The organism is Streptomyces aureocirculatus (assembly GCF_000720475.1).
Taxonomy (GTDB): Bacteria; Actinomycetota; Actinomycetes; order Streptomycetales; family Streptomycetaceae; genus Streptomyces; species Streptomyces aureocirculatus.
The window spans coordinates 341,597-368,185 of sequence record NZ_JOAP01000001.1 but is presented as its reverse complement, the minus strand read 5'-3'; the positions used below and the strand labels follow the sequence as shown (position 1 = coordinate 368,185).

The 26,589-nt window shown below is 73.5% G+C and carries 24 protein-coding genes; 15 read left to right on the top strand and 9 right to left on the bottom strand.

Annotated features, from left to right (window positions below; genetic code table 11):
• Positions 1 to 195 precede the first annotated feature (195 nt).
• Complete coding sequence (locus IG78_RS0101585) at positions 196 to 2,580, top strand: hypothetical protein (RefSeq protein WP_051852274.1); 2,385 nt, start codon at positions 196 to 198, stop codon at positions 2,578 to 2,580.
• Here the strand turns inward: IG78_RS0101585 and IG78_RS0101580 are convergent.
• From IG78_RS0101580 to IG78_RS0101565, 4 genes are all read right to left on the bottom strand, one after another.
• A complete protein-coding gene (locus IG78_RS0101580; RefSeq protein ID WP_030559126.1) occupies positions 2,540 to 4,942 on the bottom strand; it encodes a right-handed parallel beta-helix repeat-containing protein in 2,403 nt (800 codons plus the stop codon). The genes IG78_RS0101585 and IG78_RS0101580 overlap by 41 nt on opposite strands.
• Positions 4,943 to 5,086: 144 nt before the next feature.
• A complete protein-coding gene (locus IG78_RS0101575) occupies positions 5,087 to 5,692 on the bottom strand; it encodes an Rv1733c family protein (protein ID WP_030559125.1) in 606 nt (201 codons plus the stop codon).
• An 87-nt stretch (positions 5,693 to 5,779) separates the two neighbouring features.
• Positions 5,780 to 6,604, bottom strand: coding sequence for an MOSC domain-containing protein (locus tag IG78_RS0101570; RefSeq protein ID WP_030559123.1), 825 nt, complete (start codon positions 6,602 to 6,604; stop codon positions 5,780 to 5,782).
• A gap of 45 nt (positions 6,605 to 6,649) precedes the next feature.
• On the bottom strand, positions 6,650 to 7,147 hold the full coding sequence (locus tag IG78_RS0101565) for a DUF6643 family protein (protein ID WP_030559122.1): 498 nt from the start codon (positions 7,145 to 7,147) through the stop codon (positions 6,650 to 6,652).
• A gap of 361 nt (positions 7,148 to 7,508) precedes the next feature.
• Between IG78_RS0101565 and IG78_RS0101560 the strand changes: the two genes are divergently transcribed.
• Complete coding sequence (locus tag IG78_RS0101560; RefSeq protein ID WP_078964691.1) at positions 7,509 to 8,846, top strand: TerD family protein; 1,338 nt, start codon at positions 7,509 to 7,511, stop codon at positions 8,844 to 8,846.
• A gap of 42 nt (positions 8,847 to 8,888) precedes the next feature.
• Here IG78_RS0101560 and IG78_RS0101555 read toward each other — a convergent pair whose 3' ends face one another.
• Positions 8,889 to 10,073, bottom strand: coding sequence for a glycosyltransferase (locus tag IG78_RS0101555; RefSeq protein ID WP_030559119.1), 1,185 nt, complete (start codon positions 10,071 to 10,073; stop codon positions 8,889 to 8,891).
• Between the two features lie 58 nt (positions 10,074 to 10,131).
• Between IG78_RS0101555 and IG78_RS0101550 the strand changes: the two genes are divergently transcribed.
• Positions 10,132 to 11,004, top strand: coding sequence for a glutamate racemase (locus IG78_RS0101550; RefSeq protein ID WP_030559118.1), 873 nt, complete (start codon positions 10,132 to 10,134; stop codon positions 11,002 to 11,004).
• 192 nt (positions 11,005 to 11,196) lie between these two features.
• On the top strand, positions 11,197 to 11,745 hold the full coding sequence (locus IG78_RS0101545) for a hypothetical protein (protein WP_030559116.1): 549 nt from the start codon (positions 11,197 to 11,199) through the stop codon (positions 11,743 to 11,745).
• Here the strand turns inward: IG78_RS0101545 and IG78_RS0101540 are convergent.
• Positions 11,702 to 12,703 carry an O-antigen ligase family protein gene (locus IG78_RS0101540; RefSeq protein WP_030559115.1) on the bottom strand — a complete coding sequence of 334 codons (1,002 nt, stop codon included), beginning with the start codon at positions 12,701 to 12,703 and terminating at the stop codon, positions 11,702 to 11,704. The genes IG78_RS0101545 and IG78_RS0101540 overlap by 44 nt on opposite strands.
• A 322-nt stretch (positions 12,704 to 13,025) precedes the next feature.
• On the opposite strand from IG78_RS0101540, the gene lnt reads away from it, so the two are divergent.
• The 8 genes from lnt (at position 13,026) to IG78_RS0101500 (ending at position 20,852) form a co-directional block, all read left to right on the top strand.
• Complete coding sequence (lnt, locus tag IG78_RS0101535; RefSeq protein ID WP_030559114.1) at positions 13,026 to 14,618, top strand: apolipoprotein N-acyltransferase; 1,593 nt, start codon at positions 13,026 to 13,028, stop codon at positions 14,616 to 14,618.
• Between the two features lie 9 nt (positions 14,619 to 14,627).
• Positions 14,628 to 15,098, top strand: a complete 471-nt coding sequence (locus tag IG78_RS0101530; protein ID WP_030559112.1) for an NUDIX hydrolase — start codon at positions 14,628 to 14,630, stop codon at positions 15,096 to 15,098.
• Positions 15,099 to 15,304: 206 nt separating this feature from the next.
• Positions 15,305 to 16,012 (top strand): hypothetical protein, encoded by a 708-nt coding sequence (locus IG78_RS0101525; protein WP_051852273.1) that lies wholly within the window; start codon positions 15,305 to 15,307, stop codon positions 16,010 to 16,012.
• Positions 16,013 to 16,022: 10 nt separating this feature from the next.
• Positions 16,023 to 16,649: a hypothetical protein gene (locus IG78_RS0101520; protein WP_051852272.1), complete on the top strand. Its 627-nt coding sequence runs from the start codon at positions 16,023 to 16,025 to the stop codon at positions 16,647 to 16,649.
• Positions 16,650 to 16,710: 61 nt separating this feature from the next.
• Entirely contained in the window at positions 16,711 to 17,913 is a 1,203-nt protein-coding gene (locus IG78_RS0101515) for a methyltransferase (RefSeq protein ID WP_030559108.1), read from the top strand.
• Positions 17,910 to 18,656 carry an alpha-ketoglutarate-dependent dioxygenase AlkB family protein gene (locus tag IG78_RS0101510; RefSeq protein ID WP_078968699.1) on the top strand — a complete coding sequence of 249 codons (747 nt, stop codon included), beginning with the start codon at positions 17,910 to 17,912 and terminating at the stop codon, positions 18,654 to 18,656. Before IG78_RS0101515 ends, IG78_RS0101510 begins: the two co-directional genes overlap by 4 nt.
• Positions 18,657 to 18,702: 46 nt before the next feature.
• Positions 18,703 to 19,284, top strand: a complete 582-nt coding sequence (locus tag IG78_RS0101505; protein WP_051852271.1) for a heme-binding beta-barrel domain-containing protein — start codon at positions 18,703 to 18,705, stop codon at positions 19,282 to 19,284.
• A gap of 65 nt (positions 19,285 to 19,349) precedes the next feature.
• Complete coding sequence (locus IG78_RS0101500) at positions 19,350 to 20,852, top strand: FG-GAP-like repeat-containing protein (RefSeq protein ID WP_030559104.1); 1,503 nt, start codon at positions 19,350 to 19,352, stop codon at positions 20,850 to 20,852.
• A gap of 40 nt (positions 20,853 to 20,892) precedes the next feature.
• Here the strand turns inward: IG78_RS0101500 and IG78_RS0101495 are convergent, their stop codons facing one another.
• From IG78_RS0101495 to IG78_RS0101485, 3 genes are all read right to left on the bottom strand, one after another.
• On the bottom strand, positions 20,893 to 21,630 hold the full coding sequence (locus tag IG78_RS0101495) for a 2OG-Fe(II) oxygenase (protein ID WP_030559103.1): 738 nt from the start codon (positions 21,628 to 21,630) through the stop codon (positions 20,893 to 20,895).
• Positions 21,631 to 21,857: 227 nt separating this feature from the next.
• Complete coding sequence (locus tag IG78_RS0101490) at positions 21,858 to 22,436, bottom strand: methylated-DNA--[protein]-cysteine S-methyltransferase (protein ID WP_078964689.1); 579 nt, start codon at positions 22,434 to 22,436, stop codon at positions 21,858 to 21,860.
• Positions 22,437 to 22,585: 149 nt separating this feature from the next.
• Positions 22,586 to 23,200, bottom strand: coding sequence for a LysE family translocator (locus tag IG78_RS0101485; RefSeq protein ID WP_030559100.1), 615 nt, complete (start codon positions 23,198 to 23,200; stop codon positions 22,586 to 22,588).
• Positions 23,201 to 23,337: 137 nt separating this feature from the next.
• On the opposite strand from IG78_RS0101485, the gene IG78_RS0101480 reads away from it, so the two are divergent.
• The 3 genes from IG78_RS0101480 to IG78_RS0101470 all read left to right on the top strand — a co-directional run bounded on the left by IG78_RS0101480 (position 23,338) and on the right by IG78_RS0101470 (position 26,586).
• Positions 23,338 to 23,790, top strand: a complete 453-nt coding sequence (locus IG78_RS0101480; protein ID WP_030559098.1) for an Lrp/AsnC family transcriptional regulator — start codon at positions 23,338 to 23,340, stop codon at positions 23,788 to 23,790.
• 154 nt (positions 23,791 to 23,944) lie between these two features.
• Positions 23,945 to 25,966, top strand: coding sequence for an NADPH-dependent 2,4-dienoyl-CoA reductase (locus tag IG78_RS0101475; protein ID WP_030559097.1), 2,022 nt, complete (start codon positions 23,945 to 23,947; stop codon positions 25,964 to 25,966).
• A gap of 83 nt (positions 25,967 to 26,049) precedes the next feature.
• Positions 26,050 to 26,586 carry a PadR family transcriptional regulator gene (locus IG78_RS0101470; RefSeq protein ID WP_037684690.1) on the top strand — a complete coding sequence of 179 codons (537 nt, stop codon included), beginning with the start codon at positions 26,050 to 26,052 and terminating at the stop codon, positions 26,584 to 26,586.
• Positions 26,587 to 26,589 lie beyond the last annotated feature (3 nt).

Genomic DNA, 26,589 nt, shown 5'->3' with positions numbered 1-26,589 from the left:
GCGCCCGTCACCAGGTCGCTTCATCCTCGCACGAGCCCTCGTTGCGCACGCCACCGACCGGGCGCGCCCGGCGGAAGCACGGAAGGGGGAGATTACGTGACGGATGCTGCGCACGGGGCGGGAAGCGGCGATCCTGGTTTCCTTGCGTGGCCGTACGCGACTCATGACAGCGCGCGACTCGGGGGATGCGGAACAGTGGAGCACGGGGAGCAGCACGAGCCGATCGCCCTAGAACTGCTCGTCCACGGCGTCGGCGGCACCACGCCGGAGCAGATGCTGGGCGACCCCCGCACCGTCTCCGTCTCCGGTGACAGGACCGCGGCCGTCTACCGCCGCACCGACGACGTGGACGCCGAGGAACACCCGCAGGACCACCGCGGACGCCCGGTCCCCGAGGCCTACGTCTGGTGCAATCTGACGTCCGGCAACGGCTCCCGAGCCCTGTGGCTGCTGCTCCTGCCGTTCATGGTGGTCAACCTCGCCCACTGGATGCGGCCCACGGCCCGCCGCGCGCACCGCGCCGTGCGCACCTACGGCCTCCTCGTGCGGCTGCTCGCCCTCACCCTCACCGTGCTCCTGGTCGCCGCCGCCTGCGAGATAGCGATCGATCTGACGGCCTGGCAGTGCGCGGGCACCGCCGCCTGCGCGAACGACCACTCCTGGCTCGGCTTCCTCGCGCCCCGGTCCGCCGGGGGCGGCGGCTGGTGGTCGCAGCCCGGCCGCCGCCTGGCCCTGGCCGCGACCCTGCCCGCCGCACTCACCGGCCTGCTCTGGTATCTGTCCCACCGCACCTGGAGCGCGTACGAGTCCCAGCAGCCGATGCCCCACCAACCGGACCCGGAGGAGGCCGCCCGCAACGCCCTCGGCAAGCCGGGATTCTGGTACGGGCGCCGGATCGTCGCCCGCCTGCGCGCCGCCCACACCGCCGCGGGCCTCCTGACGGTCGCCGCCGCCGTCGGCGCCTCGGCCGCCCGCCAGGACCGGCGGCCCGGCGGCCCGGCCCTCCTCGACATCGCCGGCTGGGCACTGATGTCGGCCCTGGTCGCCGGGGGCGCGTTCGTGGTGTGGGTGGTGTGCCGCAGGGGCCGCAGCGAGAACCGCCTCGACCGGCGCGTCGACCGCACCCTGGTGCGCAGGCTGCCGGTCGCCGCCCTGGCGCTGCTCGTCCTCGCCGTCGTGTACGCCGGGTGGTCACGGCCCGACTGGACCTCGGCGGGCCGACTGCCGGGCAACACCGTCTTCGGCGGCATCGCCCTCGTCCAGGGCGCCCTCGTCCTGGCCCTTGCCGTGGTCGCCACCCTCATCTTCCGCGGCGCGCCCGACGCCCGCACCGCCGTCCGCGGGCTCGGCGGCCCTGCCGTGGCCATGCTCGCGTGCGCCCTGGGCGGGGTGATGTCGGGCGGCGGGTCGCAGCGCGTCGCCGACTGGCTCGACGGGTCGGGGTCACCGGGCGCGGGCGGCTCCATCGACGGGCCGCCGGCGCTCCTCACCTGGCAGGCGTCCGTCATCCCGCCGCTCCTCGTGGTCGTCGCCGTGCTGTGCGGCTGGCTGGCCGTGCGCTCCGTGCGGCTGCTGCGGCGCGAACTGGTCCAAGTGCCGCTCGACTACCCGAAGGAGCGCAGGGACACCACCCGTACCCGACGCATCGCGCGCACCCGGGTGGGCGCGTCCCTCACCGACCGGGCGCCCAGGATCGTCGGCATCACATCGGGCACCACCCTGCTCCTCGGCGCGGTGGCCCTCATCGGCGCCTGGTCCACCGGCAACGTGCCCGGCCGGGCGGCGCGGGACACCCCGCCCTTCGTCCAGGGCTTCGCCGAGACCGCGCAGGCCCTCGGCTCCTGGCTGATCGGTTTCGGCTTCATACTCTTCGTCACCTGGGGCCGCCGCGCCTACCGCGACCCGTCGGCCCGCCGCACCATCGGCATCCTGTGGGACGTCGGCACATTCTGGCCGCGCGCCGCCCACCCCTTCGCGCCCCCCTGCTACGCCGAGCGCGCGGTGCCCGACCTGACCTGGCGCATGCACACCTGGACCCGCGCCACCGGGGGGCGTCTCGTCCTGTCGGGGCACTCCCAGGGCAGTGTGCTCGCCGCCGCCGCGGCCTGGCAGTTGCACCCCTCCGTACGCAAACGCGTCGCCCTGCTCACCTACGGCTCCCCCCTTGAACGCCTCTACGGCCGCTGGTTCCCCGCGCACTTCGGACCCGCGGCCCTCAGCTCCCTGCACCGCGAGGTCGACTGCTGGCGCAATCTGTACCGCCTCACCGACCCCATCGGCGGGCCCGTCCGACTGCACGGCGACTGCGGACCGCAGGTCGACCGCGCACCACTGCGCGACCCGCTCGCCTACGGCCGCACCGAGTCACACCCCTTGCCCGCGCCGATACTCGGGCACGGCGACTACCAGGCCGACCCGGCGTTCGCCGAGGAGCGCACCCGGCTGCTCGCCCGGCTCAGGCCCGCGGTGCCCGCACCGCGCCCGGCGGCGGGGGCGGACACGGACACGGGGGCATCGGCGGCCGCGACGGACACGGCGGCTACGGCAGATCCGGCAGATCCTCCGGATACAGCAGCGTGAGGTCGTCCGTGCTCGGCGTCGCCAGTTGGGCGACCCGGCCCGCGTGCCGTTCCACCATGGCCTCGAACGTCTGGCGTGCCGTGCGGCCGTTGCCGAACGCCGGGCCCTTGGGGATGGCCGTGAAGTACTTGAGCAGCGCCTCGCCCGTGCCCTGACCGAGGGTGTACTCGTGCTCCTCGGCCTGCTGCTCGACGATGCGCAGAAGCTCCTCGGGTGCGTAGTCGCTGAAGGTGATGGTGCGCGAGAACCGGGACGCCACACCGGGGTTGACGGACAGGAAGCGGTTCATCTCCGCCGTGTAGCCCGCGACGATCACGACCACGGCCTCCCGGTGGTCCTCCATCAGCTTCACGAGTGTGTCGATGGCCTCACGGCCGAAGTCGCGTCCGGAGTCCTCGGGGGAGAGCGCGTAGGCCTCGTCGATGAACAGCACCCCGCCGCGCGCCCGGTCGAAGGCCTCCTGGGTACGGATCGCCGTGGAGCCGATGTGCTCGCCCACCAGATCCACGCGGGACACCTCGACGAGATGGCCGCGCTCCAGGACGCCGAGCGCGGCCAGGATCTCGCCGTAGAGCCGGGCCACGGTCGTCTTGCCGGTGCCGGGGGAGCCGGTGAACACCAGATGACGGCGCACCGAGGCCGCCTTGAGCCCCGCCTCCTGGCGGCGGCGGCCCACCTCGATCATGTCGGTGAGCGCCCGCACCTCGCGCTTGACGCTCTCCAGACCCACCAGGGTGTCGAGTTCGCCGAGCACCGCCTTCGAGGAGCGGGACGCCTGTGCGGGCACGGTCGCGGCGGGCGGCTCCGCGGGGCGCGGGCCCGGCATCGCGCCGAGCAACCCCGCGCTCTGGGTGGCCGTCTGCGGGGCCGCCTCCGACGCGGCCGGCCGCACCCCCGCGCTCTCGTCGCTCGTGCAGTCCTCGACCAGCGGCCCGTCCTCCGCGAACTCGTACCCGCCGCGCGCGCACCGCTCCGTACGGCACCGGCGCAGCGTCGTACGGCAGCCGTCGATCACATGGAAGCCGTACCCGCCGCTGCCGGTGACCTTGCAGCGGTCCAGGCTGCCGCGGCCGCCCGCGGAGACGTAGAAACCCGCTTCGGCGGGCGAGGTGACCGTGCACCGCTCGATGGTGGGGTCGGCGCCCTTGGTGACGATGACGCCCGTCTGGGTGGCGTCGACCGTGCAGTTGGCGAGGACGCCGCCGCTGCCGTGGTCCCGGAACCACGCGCCGGTCGCGGCGTCCCTGATGCGTACGTCGTCGAGCTGCGCCGTAGCGCCGTCGCTGACCGACACCGCCGTGTTGCGGACCTGGGTGAGGTCGCTGTCGACGACGTCGACGCGCGAGCCGCGGTCGAGGACGAACAGCGCGTCCGGCACGTCGTGCACCCGGCACGACTCAAGGACGGCCGTCGCCCCGTCGCTGACCCAGACCGCCGGATAGTCGCCCGTACTGTCGTGGATCTCGCACTGGTTGGCGTCGACCCGGGTGCCGGGGTCCCACACCGAGAGGCCGTTGCGGCCGAACTCGCGCACGGTGGTGCGCGTCAGCGTCAGGACCGACCGGGAGCGCAGGTCGACGGCGTTCTCGGGGATGTCGTGGATGCGGCAGTCGGCGAGGGTGAGGACGGCGTCGGTGTCGAGGGTGACGCCGTCGGCCGTCGTACGGTGCACCCCGCAGTCCGTGAGATGCGCCGTGGCCCGCGCGGCGACGTGCACGCCCGAGCCCTTGATCTCGTACACCTCGCAGCCGACGGCTTCCAGGCCGCTGCCCTCGCCGGTGACCGACAGGCCCGCGCCCGAGGCGTGGTGCACCCGGCAGCGCTCCAGGCGCGGACGGCCGCCGCCGCGCACCGAGACGCCGGACTGGCCCGCGGCGACGACCTCGCACTCCTCGAACACACCGCCGCCGCCGTCGAGCACGCCGATGCCGATGCCGCCCGGGTTGTCGACCGTGCAGCGGCGCACCGTCGGGCGGGCGCCGCCGCGTACCTCGATGCCGCAGGCGGAACGCGTCATCACCCGTACGTCGTTGAGCTCCGGCGCGCCGTCCTCGACGAGCAGCGCGGGCGCCGCCGAGTCCTGACCCTCCACATGGAGGTCCTGTACGAGCGCGGACGCCCGCACCGTCAGCGGCACCCCGTCCACCGGCGCGATGCGCACGGAGCCGGCGGAGCCCTCGGGGCCGCGCAGCGTGACCGCCCGCTCGACGACGAGGTTCTCGCGGTACGTGCCCGGGGCCACCGTCAGGATGTCGCCGTCGCTCGCGGCCTCCAGGGCGGCTGCCAGCGATGCGTACTCGCCCGTGCGGCGCCGCCACCGCGACGTACCGGTGTGCGTCACCTGGACCGTGCCCTGTGCCATGGAGTTGCTCTGCCCCCACCTCGGATTACGCGGGCCTCGCGCCCGCGCGCAAGGAGGCCGAAGAGTTCGCCCGGTCCACCGTAGCGCGCGCGAGGAGGGCGAGTTGACCCGATGGCCGGGCCGGTGGCAACGGATCCCGCCTGCTCAGGCGCCCGTGCCCGCCCTGCCCCAGTCCGGGCCCGCCTTGTTCCAGGCCTGGTCCCAGTGGGCGTGACGGCGGCGGACCAGGTGCCGGACGACCACGCGCCTGCCGCCCTCGACGAGCCCGCCGCAGAACAGGGCCGCGCCGAAGCCGGCCAGGGCGGCGTGCGTCGACGCCGTGGCGGTGTCGAGGGGGCGGGCGACGATATGGCCCGCGGCGTCGGTCCAGACCCGGAACCGGTCGCCGGGGCGGGGGGACTTGAGGCCCGTGGCGACCGTGCCCGCGTGTCCGGAGCCGTCGGGGGCGGTCCAGCTCGCGAGGACCCTGCGGTGCGCGTCGCGGGCGGAGGAGGTCTCGGGGTCGGGGTCCAGGGGCGGCTGGTCGTAGCGCTCCAGGACGGTGGCGGTGACGCTGTGGCGGGCCTCGCGCTGGGCGGTGACCGCGCGCTGCAACGCGTCGTGCGTGAGCAGGCCCGTGACCGCTCCGGCGACGGGGGCGGCGATCAGGATCAGGAGGAGGGCGACGAGCGCCGTCCAGGCCTCGGCGATGTCGGTGGGACGCCGCAGCGGGTTGTGGCGCCAGCGCCAGAGTCCGGTGATCGCTCGCACAGTCCTGAACCCCTTCCGCGTCGACCCGACCGCGCCAGGTACGTCAACGTCCTCCCACCGACGTCGAGTTCCCCGGTTCCCGCCCGTTCATTCGAGGATCTCCACCGGGTCACCGATACGAATGGTTCCCGTCGATTCGGGCACGAGCTGCAGCCCGAAGAGCAACTGGTCACCGACGCGGCGGTGGCGGGCGAGGGTGCGCAGCGGCTCCTTGCCGCGCTCGGCGGTGCGCTGGTCGGTGGTGGTCACCACGCACCGCGCGCACTTCCTGGCCACCCGGAACACCACGTCACCGATGGCGAGGCGCGACCAGTCGTCCTCCGACCACGGCGGGGTGCCCGCCACCACCGCGTTCGGCCGGAAGCGGTCCATGGGCAGCGGGCCCTCGTCCGCGTGGTCGCCCTGCGCGATGAGCGAGTTCAGGGCGTCGAGGGAGGAGAGTGTGGTGAGCAGGAGCGGCAGAGCGTCGGCGAAGGAGAGGGTCTCGCCGGGCCTGCCGTACTCCGCGGCGATGGGGCGGCGCGTCGCCGGGTCGTCGAGGTGGCACAGGCGGACGTCCAGGCCGAGGAGCGCGCTGAACCACGCGTGCGCCGCGGGCCCCGCGGGAACGCCCTCGGCCTTGTCCCGCGGGAACTGCACGGGCACCGTCGCCCCGGGCTCCGGCACGGCGACGGCGAGCGGCCGGGCGCCGGGCGCGGACATGCGTATACCGCCGTCGGGCAGGAGCTCGACGGCGACTGTCGCGAGACGCGGATGGGGCCGCTGCGTCACGACCTTGCCCGCACTGTCGACCAACACCCATCTCCGGTCACCCGCAAGACCCCAGGGCTCGACGACGGCCTCACGCGGAGCGTGCCCCCCGGCCGCCTTCAGCGGGTGGATGTGCAGCGAGTGGAGCGCGGGAATCGGCATGCGGCCATCCTGCCAGCAGGCACTGACAGCGACGGCCGCAGCCGATCAGTAGCCGCGGTACTGCCGGTTGTACGGGTCCTCGTGCGGGGCCGGTGCCGGGCGGGGCGCCGCCGGGCGCATCGCCTCGTACCCAGTGTTGCCCACTGGGCGTTGGGGCTGCGCGTTGCCCATGGGGCGTTGCGGCTGCGGTCCCGGATAACCGCGCGGGCCCGCGGCCTGCTGCGGGATGTACGGCGCCGGGGCCTGTTGCAGCGGAGCGGGCTGCGGGGCGTGGGCGTAGCCGTACGCCGGGTTGGGGTGGGCCGCCGCGGGCATCGGCGCCGGGGCCATGGCGGCCGCCGGGTGCATCGAGGGGCCCGAGGGCAGGGCGGGCAGGGCAGGGAGAGCGGGGAGGTGACTGCCCGTGTCGTACGCGGAAGGGACCCGGATCGGGGCGATCTGCGGGGTGCCCCGCTCGGCGACCAGGGAGTCGTAGATCGGGGTGTCCGGGAAGGACGGCGCGGAGTAGTAGCCGCCGCCATAGGTGGAGCGGGGGGAGGTCATGCTCCATAAGTTAAGCCCTTGATGTGCTGGTTGGGGAGACCGATAAGAGGGTTGTTTTGCGTGTCGCCAGGGGCCGCCGTTCCCCAATGCGAGCGAACTTGGGAAAATCGGTCGTGCGGAGACGTAGGGATCGTGTAAATGCGGCGGTCTACGCGGGTTGCTCACGGTGGCGTCCACCGGGGTTACCCGCGGTCGACCGGCGCGGGTCCCGCGGCTGTCCCGCATCTGACCTTCCGGTGTTCCTCCGGCTTCCTTCGCCCGTCCGGAGGGCGCCGCGGGGACCGCCCGTGCACCGCTTCGAATGCCAGGTAATAGGTTGGGTCGGAACGCAACGGCGGCCCGGCCGACCCGGCAACTTGTGATGGGGGCAAACATGTCAATGGCCAAAGGTTCGAATGTTCCCGTGCAGGCACCCTCGGTGCGGGTCGAATTGGGGTGGGGCTCGGGTCCCGGGGTGCCGGACGCGGACGCCTCCGCGCTGTTGCTCGGCGCCACGGGGAAGGTGCGCTCGGACGCCGACTTCGTGTTCTACAACCAGGCGACGCACGCCTCCGGCGCGGTGCGTCACGAGGGCAAGCGGTCCGCGGGCGGCGGCGTGACCGACTCGCTCGTCATCGACCTCGCGCGCGTGGAGCCCGCGATCGAGACGGTGGTCCTCGCCGCCTCGTCGGACGGCGGTTCGTTCGGCAAGGTCCCCGGTCTGCACATCCGGGTCGTCGACGCGGCCGGCGGCGCGGAGATCGCCCGGTACGACAGCGCGGACGCCACCGTGGAGACGGCCTTCGTCCTCGGCGAGCTCTACCGCCGCCAGGGCGCCTGGAAGTTCCGTGCCGTCGGGCAGGGCTACAGCAGCGGACTCGAAGGCCTGGCCACCGACTACGGCATCTCGGTCGACGAGCCCCAGCAGGCGCCGCCCGCCCCGGCGTCCGCCCAGCCGTCCGTGCAGGCCCCCGCGCCCAGCCCTGCTCCCGCGCCGCCCGTCGCACCCCCCGCCGCGCCTCCGGTGGCGGCGCCCGCCCCCGTGTCCCCGCCGCCGCCCGCCGCGGCGCCCGCGCAGCCGGTGCGCCTCACCAAGGTCACGCTGACCAAGGAAGCGCCCTCGGTCTCGCTGACCAAGCAGGGCGGCACCTCCGGCGCGCTGCGCGTGAACCTCAACTGGGAGGTGCGCAAGCAGTTCAAGGGCTGGGCCAGCAAGCTCGGGCGCGCCGTCGCCATGCACGCCGACCTCGACCTCGACCTGTGCGCCCTGTTCGAACTCGCCGACGGCCGCAAGGGCGTCGTCCAGGCACTCGGCAACGCCTTCGGCGCCCTGCACCAGCCGCCGTACATCCTCCTCGACGGCGACGACCGCACCGGCGCCGTCTCCACCGGCGAGAACCTGACGGTCAACCTCGACCACTCCCAGGAGCTGAAGCGCCTGGTCATCTTCGTGACCATCTACGAGGGCGCGCGCAGCTTCGCCGACCTGAACGCCACGGTCACGCTGACCCCGCAGCACGGCGCGCCGATCGACTTCTCCCTCGACGAGTGCACGGTGCCGTCCACGGTCTGCGCCCTCGCCCTGATCACCAACAACGGCGGCGAACTCACCGTCAAGCGCGAGGCCCGCTACCTCGTGCCCGAGCGCGGCGTGAGCCCGCAGCGGACCATCGACTACGCCTACGGCTGGGGCATGAACTGGACGCCGGGCCGCAAGTGACCGCGCCCCGCGGGCGGGGGTCCAGCAAAGGACTGAGGGGAACTAGGGGCGGGACTCCTCCGGCGCCATCGTGTCGGGGCGGGCGTAGGTGCGGCCCTTCCAGGCCGCGCCCCGCCCCCGGTAGTGCTGCACGGCGGAGTCCACCGTCATCAGGAGATAGAGGAACGCGGTGGCGGGCAGCGTGAGGGCGAGCCACAGGGGCTGGCGGTAGTAGCGGAGCATCGGCAGATACGTCGCGGTCATCACCAACCACGCGAGCCCGCCGAGCACCGCGGCGCCCGCCCTGCCCGCGGCCAGGCCCGCGAACAGGGCGAGCGGCGGCGCCAGATACACCACCGCGAGCCCCGCCACCGTCCCCACGAGCACCGCGGGGTTGTGCCGAAGCTGGGCGTACGCGCTGCGCGCCACCATCCGCCACAGATGGACGAGACGCGGATAGGGGCGCACACTGTCGACCCGGTCGGCGAGGCCCAGCCAGATGTGGCCGCCCGCGCGCTTGACCGCCCGGGCGAGCGCCACGTCGTCGATGACCGCGTGCCGGATGGCGTCGGGGACCCGGGCCCGCTCGGCGGCGTCCGCGCGCAGCAGCACGCACCCGCCCGCCGCCGCCGCGGTCCGCCCGCCCTTCCGGCCGATCCAGCGGAACGGATAGAGCTGCGCGAAGAAGTACACGAACGCCGGGACGACCAGGCGCTCCCACCCGCTCACGACCCGCAGCCGCGCCATCTGCGAGACGAGGTCGTAGCCGCCGGTCCCCGCCGCGGCCACCAACGTCCGCAGGCTGTCCGGTTCATGGGCGATGTCCGCGTCGGTGAGCAGCAGATACTCCGGGTCACGCGCGCGTGCCCGGTCCATGCCGTGCCGCACCGCCCACAGCTTGCCGGTCCACCCGGCGGGCGGCTCACCCGGCGACGTCACCGTCAGCGCGAGCCCGCCGGTCCGCTCCGCGAGGGCCCGGGCCAGCTCGCCGGTGCCGTCGGTGCTGCCGTCGTCGACGAGATACACCTCGGCGTGGCCCGGATAGTCCTGCGCGAGCAGCGAAGGCAGGCTCGTCGGCAGCACCTCGGCCTCGTCCCGCGCGGGGACGACGACGGCGACCGACGGCCACTGCTCCGGCTCCTCGCGCGGCGGCAGGCGAAGATCCGTACGCCAGAAGAAGCCCTGCCCCACCAGCAGCCACAGCCAACCGGCGAACGAGGCGGCGGCGATCCACACAACGACGCTCATCCGCCGCAGTCTGCCCCACCCCGCCGGGCTTGTCCGACCGATCGTCTAAGGTGACCGGGTGAAGATCGCGCTGATGGACTCCGGCATCGGACTGCTCGCCGCGGCCGCTACGGTGCGCAGACTGCACCCGGAAGCGGACCTCGTCCTGTCGTCCGACCCGGACTCGATGCCCTGGGGCCCGCAGTCCCCGGCGGAAATCACCGAGCTGGCCCTCGCCGTCGCCGAGGCCGCCGCCGCGCACCGCCCCGACGCGCTGATCGTCGCCTGTAACACCGCGTCCGTGCACGCCCTGCCCGCCCTGCGCGCCCGCCTGGAGCCGGAGCTGCCCGTCATCGGCACGGTCCCGGCGATCAAGCCCGCGGCGGCCGGCGGGGGGCCCGTCGCCATCTGGGCCACGCCCGCCACCACCGGCAGTCCCTATCAGCGGGGTCTCATCGAGGACTTCGCCAGCGGTGTGTCCGTGACCGAGGTGCCCTGCCCCGGCCTCGCCGACGCCGTGCAGGAGGCCGACGAGGACGCCATCACGCGGGCCATCGAGGCCGCCGCGGCCCTCACCCCGCCCGATGTAAGGGCCGTCGTCCTGGGCTGCACCCATTACGAGCTGGTGGGGGAGCGCATCCGGGCCGCCGTGCAGCAGCCGGACCGGCCGCCGCTCGTCCTGTACGGCTCCGCCGGAGCCGTCGCCGCGCAGGCCCTGCGCAGGGCCCGCGAACGCGCCGCCGCCCCGCACGGGGACTCCGCCCAGGACGCCCCCGAGCGCACCGGAGGCACCGAAGGCACCGAAGGCACCGAAGGCACCGAAGGCACCGAAGGCACCGAAGGGACCCTCACGGTCCTCCTCGGCGGCCACGAGGCGCCCCTCCCGCGCGCGGCCCACATCTACGCGGAGGGACGCCTCCTCGCCGCCACCGACCCGGCCCTGAAGTCCTGACCGCGAAGTCCTGTACCGCGAGGGCGAACGTTCCCCCGCGCCCCCAGCCCCGCCCCACGCGTGTGGCGCAACGCACAGCACCCCGCCCCAGCACCCACGACGCCGGGTCACGGACCCCTCGTACCCCGTCGCCCACGGATGTGGTTACGCGACGTCGTGCCTTCGGGGCGGAACGTGCGTACTCTCGACTTCATGACGGACCACGCCCCCAGCGAGCGGGTCAGCTCGGAGCAGACCGAGATCTGGACCGGACGCGCGCGGAACCGAGGTCAGTGGTTGCTGGCCTGTGCCGGTGCCGCCTGTCTGGCCCTGGGCATCGACCTGGCCGTCGAGGCCCTGTGGCCCTCGGGCATCCTGCCGCTGATCATGTCGATCGTCGGCTGCATCGCGGTCGGCCTGCTCATCCTGTTCGGCACGCTCGCCTTCGTGCACGTCGCCGTGAAGGTCGACGAGGACTCCCTGGAGGTGCGCTGCGGCCACATCGGGGTGCCGCGTCGCCGCATCCTGCTCTCGCACATCGTCGGCGCGGAGTTCGCACCGGCCGTCACGCCCCGGCAGTGGGGCGGCTGGGGCTACCGCTGGCGGCCCGAGCAGGGCACCGCCGTCGTCGTCCGGCGCGGTGAGGGCGTCGTCCTGATGCTCGGTGACGGCCGCAAGTTCACCGTCACCGTCGACAACGCCGAGGCCGCCGTCCGCATCATCCGCGACCGGCTGCGGGCGGCCGGGAGCGCCCCGGCCTGACCTGGTCCCGCCCGTCCTCCAGGGGCCGTGCCGTGGCGATGCCCGCGAGCAGTCCCGCGCCCACCGACACGGACGTCACGCTCAGCGCGTTGCCGACCGTCGCCACCACCGCGAGTGCCGTGAGGGCCGCGCCCGCCGTCAGGACGACCTGGGTGGACCGCGGCGAGCGCCACAGGGCGAAGAGCATCCAGCAGAAGGCCGCCGCGAGCAGCGCGACGCCCACCAACCCCTGCTCGGCCGCCTGCTGCAACAGCGCCGAATGCGGCTTGGCGTCCGCCAGGAGGCCCTCGGTGACCGCGGGCGACGTCTCGCCGAACCGCCCCGGGCCCACACCGAGGGCCGGATGCGCCGCCGCGAGCCCCTCGGCGTCCTGCCACATCCGCACCCGGAAAGGGCCGAGCTGCCCCTCCAGGGACGTGGCGAGCCCCTCGGGCAGCGCCCCGCCCGCCACGGTCCAGGCCAGGCCCGCCACCACGGCCGTGGTCAGCGCGAACCCCGTGAGGACGAGCCCCCTGCGCCGCATCAGCGCCGTCGCGAGCGAACAGAGCACGATCCCCGCGGACGCGATCACCCCGGCCGTCGAACCGAGCAGTGCCGCCGCCACCACGACCCCCGCCGCGAGCAGCCGCAGCCAGGTCCGCAGCACCCCGTGCGCCGCCCACGCCGCGCAGCAGGCCGCACCCGCGGCGAGGGCGAGCAGCGCCGCCGTGGCGCCGACAGGGCCGAGCGGCGAGGAGCTGACGGGCCCCGGGGTGACGTGCGGGGCGGCCGCCGCGAGCGCGACCCCGCCGAGCGCACCGGCACACGGCGCGGCGACCGGCAGCAGCGCGCCCGTGATGCGCCCGCCCGCGTACCCGGCGGCCACCGCGAGGACCGCGAGCAGTATCCCGTCGGGCCTGCCGCCGCGCACACCGGTCGTGATCAGGACCCAGGCGGCACAGGCCGCGAGGATCGCCATGCCCACGGTGTCGGCGGTGGCCGCGGCCGTCGCGGAGCCCGCGGCCCCCCGCCGCTCGTGGGCCCCGGCGGCGGTCGCGGTCGCCGCAGTCGTCTTCCTCGACGTCACCCGTCGCCCCCCGATGTGTGACGGCCCCCGAGTGCATGGCTTGTTGTCGACGCACGTCAGGGACGTGGGCCCACGCTAGCGGCTGCGGACACCAGATGGGGACAACTTGCGCAGGAACGATCCGTCCGGGGCAGGGAACGGTCCTTCGGGGCAGGTGTGCGGGGCCCGCAGGCCGCGCTGTCGGTGCCCAGGTGACGCGCCGTACACTCCCCGGGTGACCGCCACCACCGTTCCCGCCGACGCGTCCGAGCAGACCGCACCGCAGCCCGGACCGGAAACGCGTGCCGAGCGGCTCAGACGACGGCTGATTCCGGCCGGGGCGGCCGTGCTCTCCGGAGTGCTCCTCTATCTGAGCTTCGCCCCGCGTGAGCTGTGGTGGCTCGCGCCCTTCGCGTTCGCGCTGCTCGCCTTCGTGCTGCACGGCCGGCGGCCCAAGGCGGGCTTCGGCCTCGGCATGCTCATGGGGCTCGGCTACTTCCTGCCCCTGCTGTCCTTCACGGGCGTCGACGTGGGTCCCGTGCCGTGGATCGCGCTCGCCGTGGCCGAAGCGGTGTTCCTCGGTCTGACCGGCCTGGGCATCGCCTTCGTGTCCCAACTGCCGGTGTGGCCGGTGTGGGCCGGTGGTGTGTGGATCGTGGGGGAGGCGGCGCGGGCGCGCTTCCCGTTCGAGGGCTTCCCCTGGGGCAAGGTCGCCTACAGCCAGCCCGACGGCCTGTTCCTGCCCCTCGCCGCGCTCGGCGGCACCCCGCTGCTCGGCTTCGCGGTGGTCCTCTGCGGCTTCGGCATCGGCGATGTCGTACGCCGTCTCGTGGCCGACCGCCGCACGCGCGACCGGGCCCTGGTGACGTCCGCGGCGCTCGCCCTCGGCCCCGTGCTGGCAGGAGCCGCCGCCACCCCGCTGGTGTCCACGGGCGCCGAGCACGGCACCGCCACCGTCGCGGTGATCCAGGGCAATGTGCCGCGCATGGGCCTGGACTTCAACGCCCAGCGCCGCGCGGTCCTCGACCACCACGTGCGGGAGACCCTGCGCCTCGCCGCCGAGGTCAAGGCGGGCAAGGCGAAGCAGCCCGATCTGGTCCTGTGGCCGGAGAACTCCTCGGACATCGACCCGTACACGAACGACGACGCCCACGCCGTGATCGACAAGGCCGTCAAGGCCATCGGCGCCCCCGTCTCGGTGGGCGCCGTCGTCACCGGGGAGGACGGCAAGCCGCGCAACCGGCAGATCCTGTGGGACCCGAAGACCGGCCCCGGCGCCGTCTACGACAAGCGGCACCTCCAGCCCTTCGGCGAGTACATGCCCTACCGCGGCTTCTTCCGCCTCTTCAGCTCCGACGTCGACCGCGCCGGTGTCTTCGAGCCCGGTGCGGACCCGGCCGTGTTCGACATGGCGGGCACCGGGGTCGGCCCGGTCACCTGCTACGAGGCCGCCTTCGACGACGTGGTCAGGGACCAGGTGCGCGAGGGCGCCGAGATCCTCTCCGTACCCAGCAACAACGCCACGTTCGAGCGCAGTCAGATGACGTACCAGCAACTGGCCATGGACCGGGTGCGGGCCGTCGAGCACGGCCGTGCCGTCATGGTCCCTGTGACCAGCGGTGTGAGCGCGGTGATCCGCCCGGACGGGACGATCGCGCAGCGCACCGGGATGTTCACGGCCGAGTCCCTGGTCGCGGAGGTGCCGAGGCGCAGCTCCCTGACGCCCGCCACCCGCGTCGGCGCCTGGCCCGAACTGGTCCTCGCACTGGTGGGCGCGGCGGGTGTCGGCTGGGTGATCGCCCGCCGCCGCGCGGGGACCGCCGGTTAGAGTCGCACCATGGCTACCCCTGACTTCATCCGCACCCTGCGCGCCGACGCGGGCCATCAGCTCCTGTGGCTCCCCGGGGTCACCGCGATCGTCTTCGACGACGAGGGCAGAGTCCTCCTCGGCCGCCGTGCCGACAACGGCAGGTGGTCGGTCGTCGGCGGCATCCCGGACCCGGGTGAGCAGCCCGCCGAGTGCGCCGTGCGCGAGGTCTACGAAGAGACGGCCGTGCGGTGCGTCGCCGAGCGGGTGGTCCTGGTGGAGGCCCTGAAGCCGGTCACCTTCCCCAACGGGGACGTCTGCCAGTTCATGGACATCACGATCCGCTGCCGGGCCGTGGGCGGCGAACCGCGCGTGAACGACGACGAGTCCTTGGAAGTCGGGTGGTTCGCGCTCGACGCGCTGCCCGACCTGCACGAGAACGGCCTGTTCCGGATCAAGCAGGCGATGGCGGACAGCCCCACCTGGTTCGACCGCGGCTGAGCGGGCCGGAGCCGGAGCCTGAGCCCGGACCGGAGAATCGAGCCGGGGAGAAGGGGCCGGGCAAGAGGACCGCGGAGCGTCCTGAAGCGGCCGAGAGCGACCGGAAGCGGCATGGTGACGGCCCCGGACAGCATGTAACCTGCACGGACATTGTTCGCTGCGGAGGCCTGCGCGCCGCCGCAGGACCAGCGAGACAGGGGCGGGAGTTGAGCCGGAAGACCTATGGACTGACGCTGCGCGGGTTCGCCTGTGCGCTGCTCGCCCTTCAGGTCTGGCTCGTGTGGCACCTCAGCACCTACGACGTCACGTCCGTCATGTGGGGGTGCGACGGCGAGGGTTGCGGCAGCGAACAGTTCGCGGTGATGGCGCCGGAGCTCGGCGTCGCGTCGACCGTGCTGCTCGGCTTCGTCTCCGCGCGGTTCCTGCACCGGGCCACGACGGGCGCGGTGATCGCCCTGAGCGCGTTCGGGGCCGCCTCGGGCTGGCACGACGCGGTGTCCGACGGCCGGGTCGACTACGGCACGGTCACCGACTTCATGCTCGTCGTGCCCGCGGGGCGGCACTCCGTGTCGTTCTGGCTGACGTTCCTCCTCGCGGTGGCCGCCGCGGGCTGTCTGGTCGCCCTGTGGGGCGGCGCCGTGAGCCTGCGCAGGACCGCCGCGCTGCGCAGGCTCCGCGCGGAGTTCAGCACGGCGGAGGCGCGCCTTGAGGGCTGGCGCCCGGTGCGCGGCAGGCGCGGCGAGGTCACGGTCGTCTTCCACGACACCCGGGGCGCCCGCCACGCCGTGCCCGTGGTCGTGGACCGCGCCGCCCTGAACCGTCCCGTGCTCGCCGTGTACGACCGCGGCCGCCCCGCCGACCCCGGGCGCACCCGGGTCGCGGTGCCCCGACGACGCATGCTGCGCTCACCGTGAGGACCCCGACGTGAGGCACTCCGTACGCCGCTTCCTCGCCCTGGACGTGCTGCTCGGTGCCGCCGTCGTGGGCCTGGCGTTCGCCGCGCTCGCCGAGGGGGTCATCGACGGTCCCTCCTGGCTCCTGTACGTCGGCCTGACCGCGACCTCGTTCGCGCTCGTCCTCCTGGGCGCGGTCGCCGAGCACGGGTACGGCGGTGCCGCGTCCGGGCTGCGCTCGGGCGGGCCGCGCGCCTACGCACCCGCCCTGGTGCACTCGGTGCGGTCCGTGCACCAGGGAACCGGGCGGCTCGTCCTCGCCCCGCGGGCCGCCCCCAGCGCCCTGTTCGCCTTCGACCTGACCGTCGTACCGGAGGGGCGCCGTCCGTTCCGCGTCGAGGTGCGTCACCCCCTCGACGTACAGGACCTGTCGCACCGCGGCCGCGCCGTCGTCGAGTACGACCCGCGTCGGCCCTGGCGCGTCGTCCTGCCGGACCGGCCGCCCCGCGAGTGGCTCGCGCGTGCCGAGCGACTCGACGAGGAGTCCGCGCGCACCGCCGGGGGGCCGCCGCGCGGGCTGCCGCCCGGGGCGCACGTCCTGGTCACCGGAGCGGTCGTCGCGGCGGGACTCGTGGGGGTCCTGCACCTGACGGGATGAGGGGCTGCCGGGCCGGTGGCCGACCGAGGCGCCGTCGGCGCTCCGTTAGCCTGAGGGCACGATGAACCGTTTGAGCACGTCATGGGGCGAGTACGACCTCACCCGCTTCCCCGAGGACCCGCGGGACCAACTGCGCGCCTGGTCCGCAGCCGACGCCTACCTGCTGCGGCACCTGGCCGGTGAGACCGGCGATACCGCTGAGCCCGGGGAGCCCGGGAAGGGGGTCGGCGAACCGGTGGCCCTGGACGGCACGGTCGCCGTCGTGGGGGACCGCTGGGGGGCCCTGACCACCGCCCTCGCCGCGCACCGGCCGGTGCAGATCACCGACTCCTACCTCACCCGGCAGGCGACCCTCGCCAACCTCGCCCGGGCCGGTCACCCCACGGACGGGGCCCGGCTGCTGACCACCCGGGAGGCCCCGCCGGACCGCGTCGACGTGCTCCTGGTCCGGGTGCCCAAGAGCCTGGCGCTCCTTGAGGACCAGTTGCACCGGATCGCCCCGGCCCTGCACGCGGACAGTGTGGTCGTCGGCACCGGCATGGTCACCGAGATCCACACCTCGACCCTGGAGCTCTTCGAGCGGATCGTCGGGCCGACCCGTACGTCCCTCGCCCGCCAGAAGGCACGCCTGATCTTCAGCACCCCGGACCCGGACCTCCGACCGGGCCCCAGCGCGTGGCCGCGCAGCTACGTCCTGCCCGCCGACGCCGGGGCGGGCGCGGGCCTGACGGCCGTCAACCACGCGGGGATCTTCTGCGCGGAGCGCCTCGACATCGGCACGCGCTTCCTCCTCGAGCACCTGCCGGCCGTACGCGGCGGAGCCCACGTCGTGGACCTGGGATGCGGCAACGGCGTGCTCGGCACGGCCGCGGCGGTCACGGAGCCGGAGGCCAGGCTCACCTTCGTCGACGAGTCGTACCAGGCCGTCGCCTCCGCCGAGGCCACCTTCCGCGCGAACACCGACGCCGAGGCCGAGGCCGAGTTCGTGGCCGGGGACGCCCTGACGGCGATGCCCGCAGACTCCGTCGACCTGGTCCTGAACAACCCGCCCTTCCACAGCCACCAGGCGACGACCGACGCCACCGCCCAGCGCATGTTCCGCGGGGCGCGCGCCGCCCTGCGCGTCGGCGGCGAGCTGTGGGTCGTCGGCAACCGGCACCTCGGTTACCACGTACGCCTCAAGCGTCTCTTCGGCAACGGCAACGTCGAAGTCGCCGCGAGCAACCGGAAGTTCGTGGTCCTGCGGGCGGTGCGCCGCCGGTGACCGGCGAGCTGTTCCCGCGCGAGCGCGCCGAGGTGGCGCCGGGCGCCGTCCACGTGCCGGACTGGCTCGACTCCGCACGGCAGCGCGAACTCGTCGCCGCGTGCCGGGAGTGGGCACGGCCCCCGGCCGGGCTGCGTACGGTCCACCTGCCCGGCGGCGGCACGATGACCGCCCGGCAGGTGTGCCTGGGGTGGCACTGGTACCCGTACGGCTATGCGCGCACCGTCGTCGACGGAGACGGCGCCCCGGTGAAACCCATGCCCGCGTGGCTCGCGGAGCTCGGGCGGACGGCGGTGCGCGCGGCACTCCCCGACCGCGATTCTGCTACGTACGACGGCAGCGATTCTGCTACGTACGACGGCGGCGACTCGGCTACGTACGACGGCGGCGACTCGGCCACGTACGAAGACAGCGACCAGGCCGCGTACGACATCGCGCTGATCAACTTCTATGGCGCCGACGCCCGCATGGGCATGCACCGGGACAGCGACGAGCAGTCCACGGCCCCCGTCGTCTCGCTGAGCCTCGGCGACACCTGTGTCTTCCGCTTCGGCACCACCGGGTCGCGCGGGCGGCCGTACACCGACATCGAGCTGCGCAGCGGCGACCTGATGGTGTTCGGCGGGCCCGCGCGGCTCGCCTACTGCCCTAGTAGCTCCGCTACGAGGACATCCCGGCGCCTTGCGATCGCACGCACCAGACGCCGCTCCTTGCTCCACGCCGACCCATCGGACACGCCCTAGGCTGCATCAGGCACCGCCCGCCACCCCCGACCTCAGGAGCCCCCGCGTGTTCTACGCCGTACCGGACAACCCGTACCCCGACGGCCTGCGCCCGGACGAGGCACCCGCGCCGCACGCGCTGCTCGCGCCGGTGCTCGGCCTCCTCGGCAGTTGGCACGGCCGGGGTCGCGGAACGTACCCGACCCTCGCCGAGGACTTCACGTACGCGCAGGAGGTGACGTTCAGCCATGACGGCCGCCCGTTCCTGCGCTACGACGCCCGGGCGTGGCTGGTGGACGCCGACGGGGCGGCGCTGCGTCCGTCCGCACGCGAGAGCGGGTGGTGGCGGCTCGGGCCCGAAGGCCGGGTGGAGGCGCTGATCACCCAGCCGACGGGCATCGCGGAGATCGCCGTGGGCCGTGCGACGGGCACCGCGGTCGAGCTGGCCACGGACCAGGTGGCCCGCACCCTCACCGCCAAGGTGGTCGACGCCACCCGGCGCCGCTACACCCTGGGCGACGACGGCCTGCTCACGTTCGTCCACGAACTCGCGGCTGTCGGGCAGCCGTTGCAGCACCATCTGCGGGCGGAGCTACGGCGCGGTTCGAGCGCACAACCATTGGTGCGGGTCGAGGGTCAAGTGACGTGAAGCGAGGGTGAATTCCGGATGGCGTTCACCCCAGCGATCTCCGAACGAAGGATCCACGAAGCCCTATGACGTCTGCAAGCCGTCGAGTCCGGCTCACCGCGCCCCTCATCGCCACGTTCCTGCTCACGGGAGGGCTCACCGCGTGGTCCCTCGGACAGGGCCAGGCCGAGGCCGCCACCCCCGCCGCCGAGAAGGCCGCCGCGAAGGCGGCGGACGACTTCAACGGTGACGGGCACGCCGACCTCGTCGTCGGCGCCCCCGGCGGCACGGTCTCCGGCAAGAAGCAGGCCGGGTACGTGGCGGTGACGTACGGCTCCAAGGACGGGCTCGACCCTGCCAAGAAGAAGATCATCAGCCGCTCCACCAGCGGTGTCCCCGGCTCGGCCACCGCCAAGCAGGAGTTCGGCCGCTTCGTCACCAAGGGCGACCTGGACCGCGACGGCTACACCGACCTGGTCATCGGCGCGGGCGCGAAGGGCGCCGCCGCGGGCGCGGTGATCCTCTGGGGTGCCAGGAGCGGCCTCACCGGCGGCACGAGGATCGCCACCTACGGCCACGCCCCGCAGGCCGGTGACTTCGACGGTGACGGCAAGACGGACCTGGCCCTCTTCGGCGCCGTGGGCTCCTACGGGGACGACCCGATCGCCCACCGCGCCCAACTGTGGAAGGGCCCGCTCGCCCGCACCGGCACCCCGGTGAAGAAGCTCGACTTCATGGAGAAGTCGCAGTGGTCGAGCTACGACGACGACGAGCGCCCGAGCCCGGCCTGCGTCCAGAACCACGACGTCTGCATCGACGGACCGGGATCCGTGAACGGTCCCGTCTTCCCCCAGGCCGTCGGCGACTTCAACGGCGACGGCCGCGCCGACATCGTCATGAACGACTACGCGGGCGACGGCATGTGGAGCAACAGCGTCCTGTACGGCAGCGCCGACGGCTTCGAGCGCGGCTCGGCGCCCGGCTCGCGCGGCGCCCTCGCCGTGGGTGACATCAACGGCGACCACGTCGACGACGTGGTGTCCGGCTCCAACGGCTACGAGGACAACAAGGTCACGGTCGCCTACGGCAGCGCGGACGGGCTGAAGGACGAGCAGTGGTTCGATCAGAACCTCCCCGGCGTCCCCGGTGCCGAGGAGGAGGGCGACGCCTTCGGTTCCTCCCTCGCCGTGGGTGACGTCACCGGCGACGGCCACGCCGATATCGCCGTGGGCGTGCCCGGCGAGGACGTGGGCAGCGTCGCCGACGCGGGCTCCGTCGTCCTGGTCCGCGGCAGCGCCGCCGGTGTCACCGGCACCGGAGCGCAGGCCTTCCACCAGAACACCGCGGGCGTGCCCGGCGTCGCCGAGCGTGGCGACGAGTTCGGTGCGGCCACGGCCCTGCTCGACGTCGACGGCGACGGCCGCAGCGACCTCGCCGCCTCCTCCGTCCACGAGAACGCCGACGCGGGCGCCGTGTGGTCCCTGCGCGGTACCGCGACTGGCCTGACCGCCACGAAGTCCGTGGCCTTCGGCCCCAAGGACCTCTCGGCCCCGAGCGTCGCGGCGCTCTTCGGCAGCACCCTGCGCTAGCCTCCGGCACGCGCCTCGGTATGCCACGGCGCCCGTGCGGCTAGGCGTCGTGGAACACCAGGCCGAGGGAGTGCCGCAGGCCGGAGCGCACGGTGCTCACGCCGTGCCGCACGGGGGCCGCCGACCAGCCGCGGCTGGAGCGCACGGGCCGGTCGCGGGTGGTGAAGACCAGGCCGTGGCCCCGCGGAAGCACCGTCACCGTGCCCCGCGACTGGGCCCGTGGCCGCTGTTCGACCAGCAGGAACTCGCCGCCGGTGTAATCCGTTCCCTGGGTGTCGAGGCCGATGACGACCTGGAGCGGGAAGACGAGGTCGCCGAACAGGTCGCGGTGCAGCGCGTTCCAGTCGCCGCTCTCGTACCGCAGCAGGATCTGCGAGGACTTGGCCTGACCCGCCGCGTGGCACTGCTCGATCCAGTCCTCCAGGCTCTCGGGCCAGGGCGCGGGGCGGCCGAGGCGGGCCGCCCAGTCCCGGGCGATCGGGAGCAGCCGCGGGTAGAGCGCGGCGCGCAACGCGGCGACCGGTGCGGGCAGTTCATGGCTGAAGTACCGGTACTGGCCGGAGCCGAAGCGGTGCCTGGCCATGTCGACCGTAGACCTGAACAGGGTCGTGTCCTCGTACAGGTCGGCAATCGCGCGGCACTGCGCCGGGTCGAGCAGCGGCGGGGTCAGGGCGCAGCCGTGGGTGTCGAGTTCGGCGGCGAGTGCGGTCCAGTCGGTGGCGGCGACGCGGGACCTGGCGGCCGCCGCGGGGTCGTGATCGTGGACGGGGCCGGGCATGGTGTCCGTGGCTCTCGGTCCGGGGTCGGGCATGGTGTCCGTGGCTCTCGGTCCGGGGTCGGGCATGGTGTCCGTGGCTCCCGGTCCCGGGTCGGTCACGGTCGCTGCGGCCCCCCGTCCCGGGGCGGTCACGGTCGCTGCGGCTCCCGGTCCCGGGGCGGTCACGGTCCCTGCGGCCCGCGGTTCAGGGGCGGACGCGATCCCCGCTGCCCCCGGCCCGCGGCCGCTCACGCCGACTCCAGGTCGAGCAGCCGGCGCTTGCGGTCGAGGCCGCCCGCGTACCCCGTCAGTGAGCCGTCCGCGCCGATGACGCGGTGGCAGGGGCGCACGACGAGGACCGGGTTGCGGCCGATGGCCGTGCCCAGGGCGCGGACCGCCGCCCGGGACAGGCCGAGCCGCGCAGCGAGCTGACCGTACGAGGTCGTGGTGCCGTAGGGCACGGAGTCGAGCGCGTGCCACACCCTGCGCTGGAAGTCGGTGCCCGCTCCCTCGGCGTACTCGATGTCGAAGTCCGTCAGCGTGCCCGCGAAGTAGGCGTCGAGCTGACGGGTGATCGCCGTGAACGCCGTGTCGTCGCGCACCCAGTTGTCCTGGACGACCGCGCCGCCCTTCTGGCCGGGCACCGACAGGGAGACGAGTGCCGTCCCGCCGGTCGCGGTGTCCGAGGCCCGGCCCACGAGCAGCAGCTCACCCAACGGGCTCTCGACCGTCGTGTGGACGAGGGCGCCGTCGGCTGTCGTGCGGGCCGTCGGGCCCTGGACCGCGGTGCGGGCCGCCGGGCTTTCGGTCGTGGTGTGGCCGGTCATCGCGCCTGTCCTCTCTCCTGGTGCGTCCGTCCTGCTCCGGGGCGTGGTCCCCGGTGGTGACAGTGCCCAGTCTGCGCCGGGACGGCAGGTGCGGCTGGCGGATTTCGGACGGGACGCTCGCGGCTGCTCGGAGGCCTCGACGGCACCGCTCAGGTGAGCTGCTCCACCGCGAGGACCACACCGATCACGATCATCGCGGCCCCCGAGACCCGGGTGACGGCACGCGCCGCTGCCGGGCGGGCCCGCAGGACCGTACGGGCGAGCACGCCCACGCACAAGTAGATCGCGCCGCAGCTCACTATGTGGACCAGGCCCAGGGTGCTGATCTGGAGGGCGAGCGGCCAGCCGGTGCCGGGCTGCGTGAACTGCGGCAGCAGGGCGAGGAAGAGCAGCAGCGCCTTGGGGTTGAGCCCGCTGATCCCGGCGCCCTGGAGCACCCGGGCCCGCCGCGTCCCCGCGGTCGCGGCCGGTGCCTCCTGCGGTGTGCTCGGCCTGCTCAGGGTCGTGGCGCCGAGCCAGATCAGATACAGCGCGCCGAGCAGGGTCAGGGAGGCGAGGACGGTCGGGTGGTCGGCGACGACGGCCGCGACGCCCGCCGCGACGACGGCGGTCAGCCCGACATAGCCGAGCAGGAGTCCGCCGACGGCGGGGGCCACCGAGCGGTCCCTGATCCCCGCGGAGATCGCGTAGGCCCAGTCCGCTCCGGGGACCAGGATGAGCAGGACGGACACCGCCCAGAACGCGGTGATGGAGCTGACGGCCATGGGGTGTTCGTTCTCCCGGATGTGGCGTGCGGACGGTGGTTTGCACGGCATGTGCCTGAGGGAGGTTAGTTCCGATCCGCCCAAAGGTGTTCCCAAGATCTGCTGCGGACGAGGGTGTGTGTGGAAGGATCTCCCTCATGGACACCGTTGACCGGCAGATCCTTGCCGAGCTGCAAAAAGACGGCCGTCTGACGGTCACCGAACTCGCCGCGCGGGTGCGGCTGAGCCTCTCGCCGTGCCACCGCAGACTGCGCGAACTCGAACGCCGCGGGGCGGTGCGCGGCTACCGCGCCGTCCTCGATCCCGAAGCCGTCGGCCTGACCTTCGAGTCCCTGGTCTTCGTCACCATGCGCCAGGAGGACCGGGACACGGTCGCCGCCTTCGAGGCCGCGGTCGCGGACATCCGACACGTCGTGCAGGCGCAGCGCCTGTTCGGCGACCCCGACTATCTGCTGCGCATCGTCAGCAAGGACCTGCGGGCCTTCCAGCGCCTGTACGACGAGGAGCTCGCCACGCTCCCGGGCGTCCAGCGGCTCAGCTCGACACTCGTCATGAAGCACGTCGTCCAGGAGCGCTCGCTGCCGCTGTGAGCTCGCCGCTGTGACCTCCGTCTCCGTACGCCACCCGATCTAGTGCAACTAGTTGCATAAAGGCGAGGGCTGCCCTAGAACTGTGCTGACGACACCCGCATCGCGCCGACGCCCCGGCGTACGCGTACGAGAGAGGGCCGCCCCCATGAGCTCCGTGAGCCGTTACCCGCACCTGCTCAGCCCGCTCGACCTGGGCTTCACGACCCTGCACAACCGGGTCCTGATGGGCTCGATGCACGTGGGCCTGGAGGAGGCGCCCGACGGGTTCGCGCGGATGGCCGAGTTCTACGCGGCCCGGGCGCGCGGCGGCGTCGGCCTCATCGTCACCGGCGGCATCGCCCCCAACGAGGCGGGCCGCCCGTGGGACGGCGGCGCCAAGCTGACGACCGAGGCGGAGGCCGAACAGCACGCGGGCGTCACCGCCGCGGTGCACAGCGAGGGCGGCAGGATCGCCCTGCAGATCCTGCACTTCGGCCGCTACGCCTACCACGAGAACCTGGTCGCGCCGAGCGCGATCAAGGCGCCGATCAGCCCGTTCCCACCCCGGGCCCTCGCGGACGACGAGGTCGAGCAGACCGTCGAGGACTTCGTGCGCACGGCCGAACTCGCGAAGCTCGCGGGCTACGACGGCGTCGAAGTCATGGGCTCCGAGGGCTATCTGATCAACGAGTTCATCGCGGCGCCCACCAACCACCGCACCGACCGGTGGGGCGGCTCGTACGAGAACCGCATCCGCTTCCCCGTCGAGATCGTCCGCCGCATACGCGCACGCCTCGGCCAGGACTTCATCATCATCTACCGGCTTTCGATGCTGGACCTGGTGCCCGGCGGCTCCACCCTCGACGAGGTCGTCCGCCTCGCCAAGGAGATCGAGGCGGCCGGCGCCACCATCATCAACACCGGCATCGGCTGGCACGAGGCACGCATTCCCACCATCGCGACGTCGGTGCCGCGCGGCGCGTACACCTTCGTGACCAAGAAGGTCATGGGCGAGGTCGCCGTGCCCCTGGTGACCACCAACCGCATCAACACCCCGGACATCGCCGAGCAGTTGCTCGCCGACGGCGCCGCCGACATGGTCTCGCTCGCGCGCCCGCTCCTCGCCGATCCGGACTTCGTCGCCAAGGCGCGGGCCGAGCAGCCCGAAGCCATCAACACCTGCATCGGCTGCAATCAGGCCTGCCTCGACCACACCTTCAGCCTGCAGATCACCTCCTGCCTGGTGAACCCGCGCGCCTGCCACGAGACGGAGCTCGTGCTCTCCCCGACCCGGCGCGCCAAGCGCGTCGGCGTCGTCGGCGCGGGCCCCGCAGGCCTCGCTTTCGCGGTCTCGGCGGCCGAGCGCGGCCACGAGGTGACCCTGTACGACGCCGCGCCCCACATCGGCGGCCAGCTCGACATCGCCCGCCGCATCCCCGGCAAGGAGGAGTTCGACGAGACGCTGCGCTACTTCCGCACCCAGCTCGAACGGCACGGCGTGACCGTCGAGTTGAACACGCGGGTGACGGCGGAGCAGCTCGCCGCCGCCGGTCACGACGAGGTGGTCATAGCCACCGGCGTCACCCCGCGCACCCCCGACATCCCCGGCGTCGACCACCCCAGCGTCGTCAGCTATCTGGACGTCCTGCGCGACGGAGCACCCGTCGGCGAGCGGGTCGCGATCGTCGGCGCGGGCGGTATCGGCTTCGACGTGGCGGAGTATCTGACCGACAGCGGCGACAAGGCCAGCCTGGACCCGGCGACGTACTTCAAGCAGTGGGGCGTCGACATGGACTACCGCGACCGCGGTGGTCTGACCGCTCCCGTGCGGCCGGTGCCGCCGCGCACCGTCCACCTCCTTCAGCGCAAGACGTCCAAGGTCGGCCAGGGCCTCGGCAAGACCACCGGCTGGATCCACCGCACCGAGCTGCGCCACCGGGGCGTGTCGATGGTCGCCGGTGTCCAGTACGACCGGATCGACGACGAGGGCCTGCACATCACCGTCGACGGTGAGTCGCGCACCATCCCCGTCGACACGGTGGTCCTGTGCACCGGCCAGGAGCCGCGCCGCGGTCTGTACGAGGAGCTGATCGCCGCGGGCGTCGACGCGCACCTCATCGGCGGCGCCGACGTGGCCGCCGAACTGGACGCCAAGCGCGCCATCAAGCAGGGTACGGAGCTGGCCGCCGCGCTGTGACACCCCCGCGGGCGCAGCCTCCCGGGGATGCGCCCCCGCGGCCGCTCCGGCGGCGGGCCGCGCGTCGTCCCTAGGATGCCGACATGTCACTCCCGCACGCGATCCTCACCGCCCTGCTCGAAAAGCCGTCCTCGGGTCTGGAGCTGACTCGCCGGTTCGACAGGTCGATCGGCTACTTCTGGTCGGCCACGCACCAGCAGATCTACCGCGAGCTTGGCAGGCTCGAACGCGACGGGCTCATCCGCGCGCTGCCGTCGGCGCGGACCGCGCGCGGACAGAAGAAGGAGTACGAGGTGCTGCCCGCGGGCCGGGACGAACTGGCCCGCTGGACGGCCGCGAGCCAGGACCCCAAACCGCTGCGCGACACCCTGCTGCTGCGCCTGCGGGCCGCCGCCGTCGTCGGCACGGACGGCATCCAGGACGACCTGCGCCGCCATCTCACCCTGCACAAGGCGCAGTTGGCGGAGTACGAGGAGATCGAGCGCCGCGACTTCCCGCCCGGCAGGGACACCATGGAGGACCGGCTGCGCCATGTGGTGCTGCGGGCGGGCATCGACCTGGAGACGTTCTGGACGCAGTGGCTCACACGGACCCTGGAGGAACTGGACGGAGCCGGGTGAGGG

Bases quoted from the DNA above. Each gene is read 5' to 3' on its own strand.
- IG78_RS0101580 (WP_030559126.1), bottom strand. From the start codon at position 4,942: ATGGCACAGGGCACGGTCCAGGTGACGCACACCGGTACGTCGCGGTGG.
- IG78_RS0101570 (WP_030559123.1), bottom strand. From the start codon at position 6,604: ATGCCGATTCCCGCGCTCCACTCGCTGCACATCCACCCGCTGAAGGCG.
- IG78_RS0101565 (WP_030559122.1), bottom strand. From the start codon at position 7,147: ATGACCTCCCCCCGCTCCACCTATGGCGGCGGCTACTACTCCGCGCCG.
- IG78_RS0101560 (WP_078964691.1), top strand. From the start codon at position 7,509: ATGGGGGCAAACATGTCAATGGCCAAAGGTTCGAATGTTCCCGTGCAG.
- IG78_RS0101555 (WP_030559119.1), bottom strand. From the start codon at position 10,073: ATGAGCGTCGTTGTGTGGATCGCCGCCGCCTCGTTCGCCGGTTGGCTG.
- IG78_RS0101545 (WP_030559116.1), top strand. From the start codon at position 11,197: ATGACGGACCACGCCCCCAGCGAGCGGGTCAGCTCGGAGCAGACCGAG.
- IG78_RS0101540 (WP_030559115.1), bottom strand. From the start codon at position 12,703: ATGGCGATCCTCGCGGCCTGTGCCGCCTGGGTCCTGATCACGACCGGT.
- IG78_RS0101530 (WP_030559112.1), top strand. From the start codon at position 14,628: ATGGCTACCCCTGACTTCATCCGCACCCTGCGCGCCGACGCGGGCCAT.
- IG78_RS0101515 (WP_030559108.1), top strand. From the start codon at position 16,711: ATGAACCGTTTGAGCACGTCATGGGGCGAGTACGACCTCACCCGCTTC.
- IG78_RS0101500 (WP_030559104.1), top strand. From the start codon at position 19,350: ATGACGTCTGCAAGCCGTCGAGTCCGGCTCACCGCGCCCCTCATCGCC.
- IG78_RS0101495 (WP_030559103.1), bottom strand. From the start codon at position 21,630: ATGCCCGGCCCCGTCCACGATCACGACCCCGCGGCGGCCGCCAGGTCC.
- IG78_RS0101490 (WP_078964689.1), bottom strand. From the start codon at position 22,436: ATGACCGGCCACACCACGACCGAAAGCCCGGCGGCCCGCACCGCGGTC.
- IG78_RS0101485 (WP_030559100.1), bottom strand. From the start codon at position 23,200: ATGGCCGTCAGCTCCATCACCGCGTTCTGGGCGGTGTCCGTCCTGCTC.
- IG78_RS0101480 (WP_030559098.1), top strand. From the start codon at position 23,338: ATGGACACCGTTGACCGGCAGATCCTTGCCGAGCTGCAAAAAGACGGC.
- IG78_RS0101470 (WP_037684690.1), top strand. From the start codon at position 26,050: ATGTCACTCCCGCACGCGATCCTCACCGCCCTGCTCGAAAAGCCGTCC.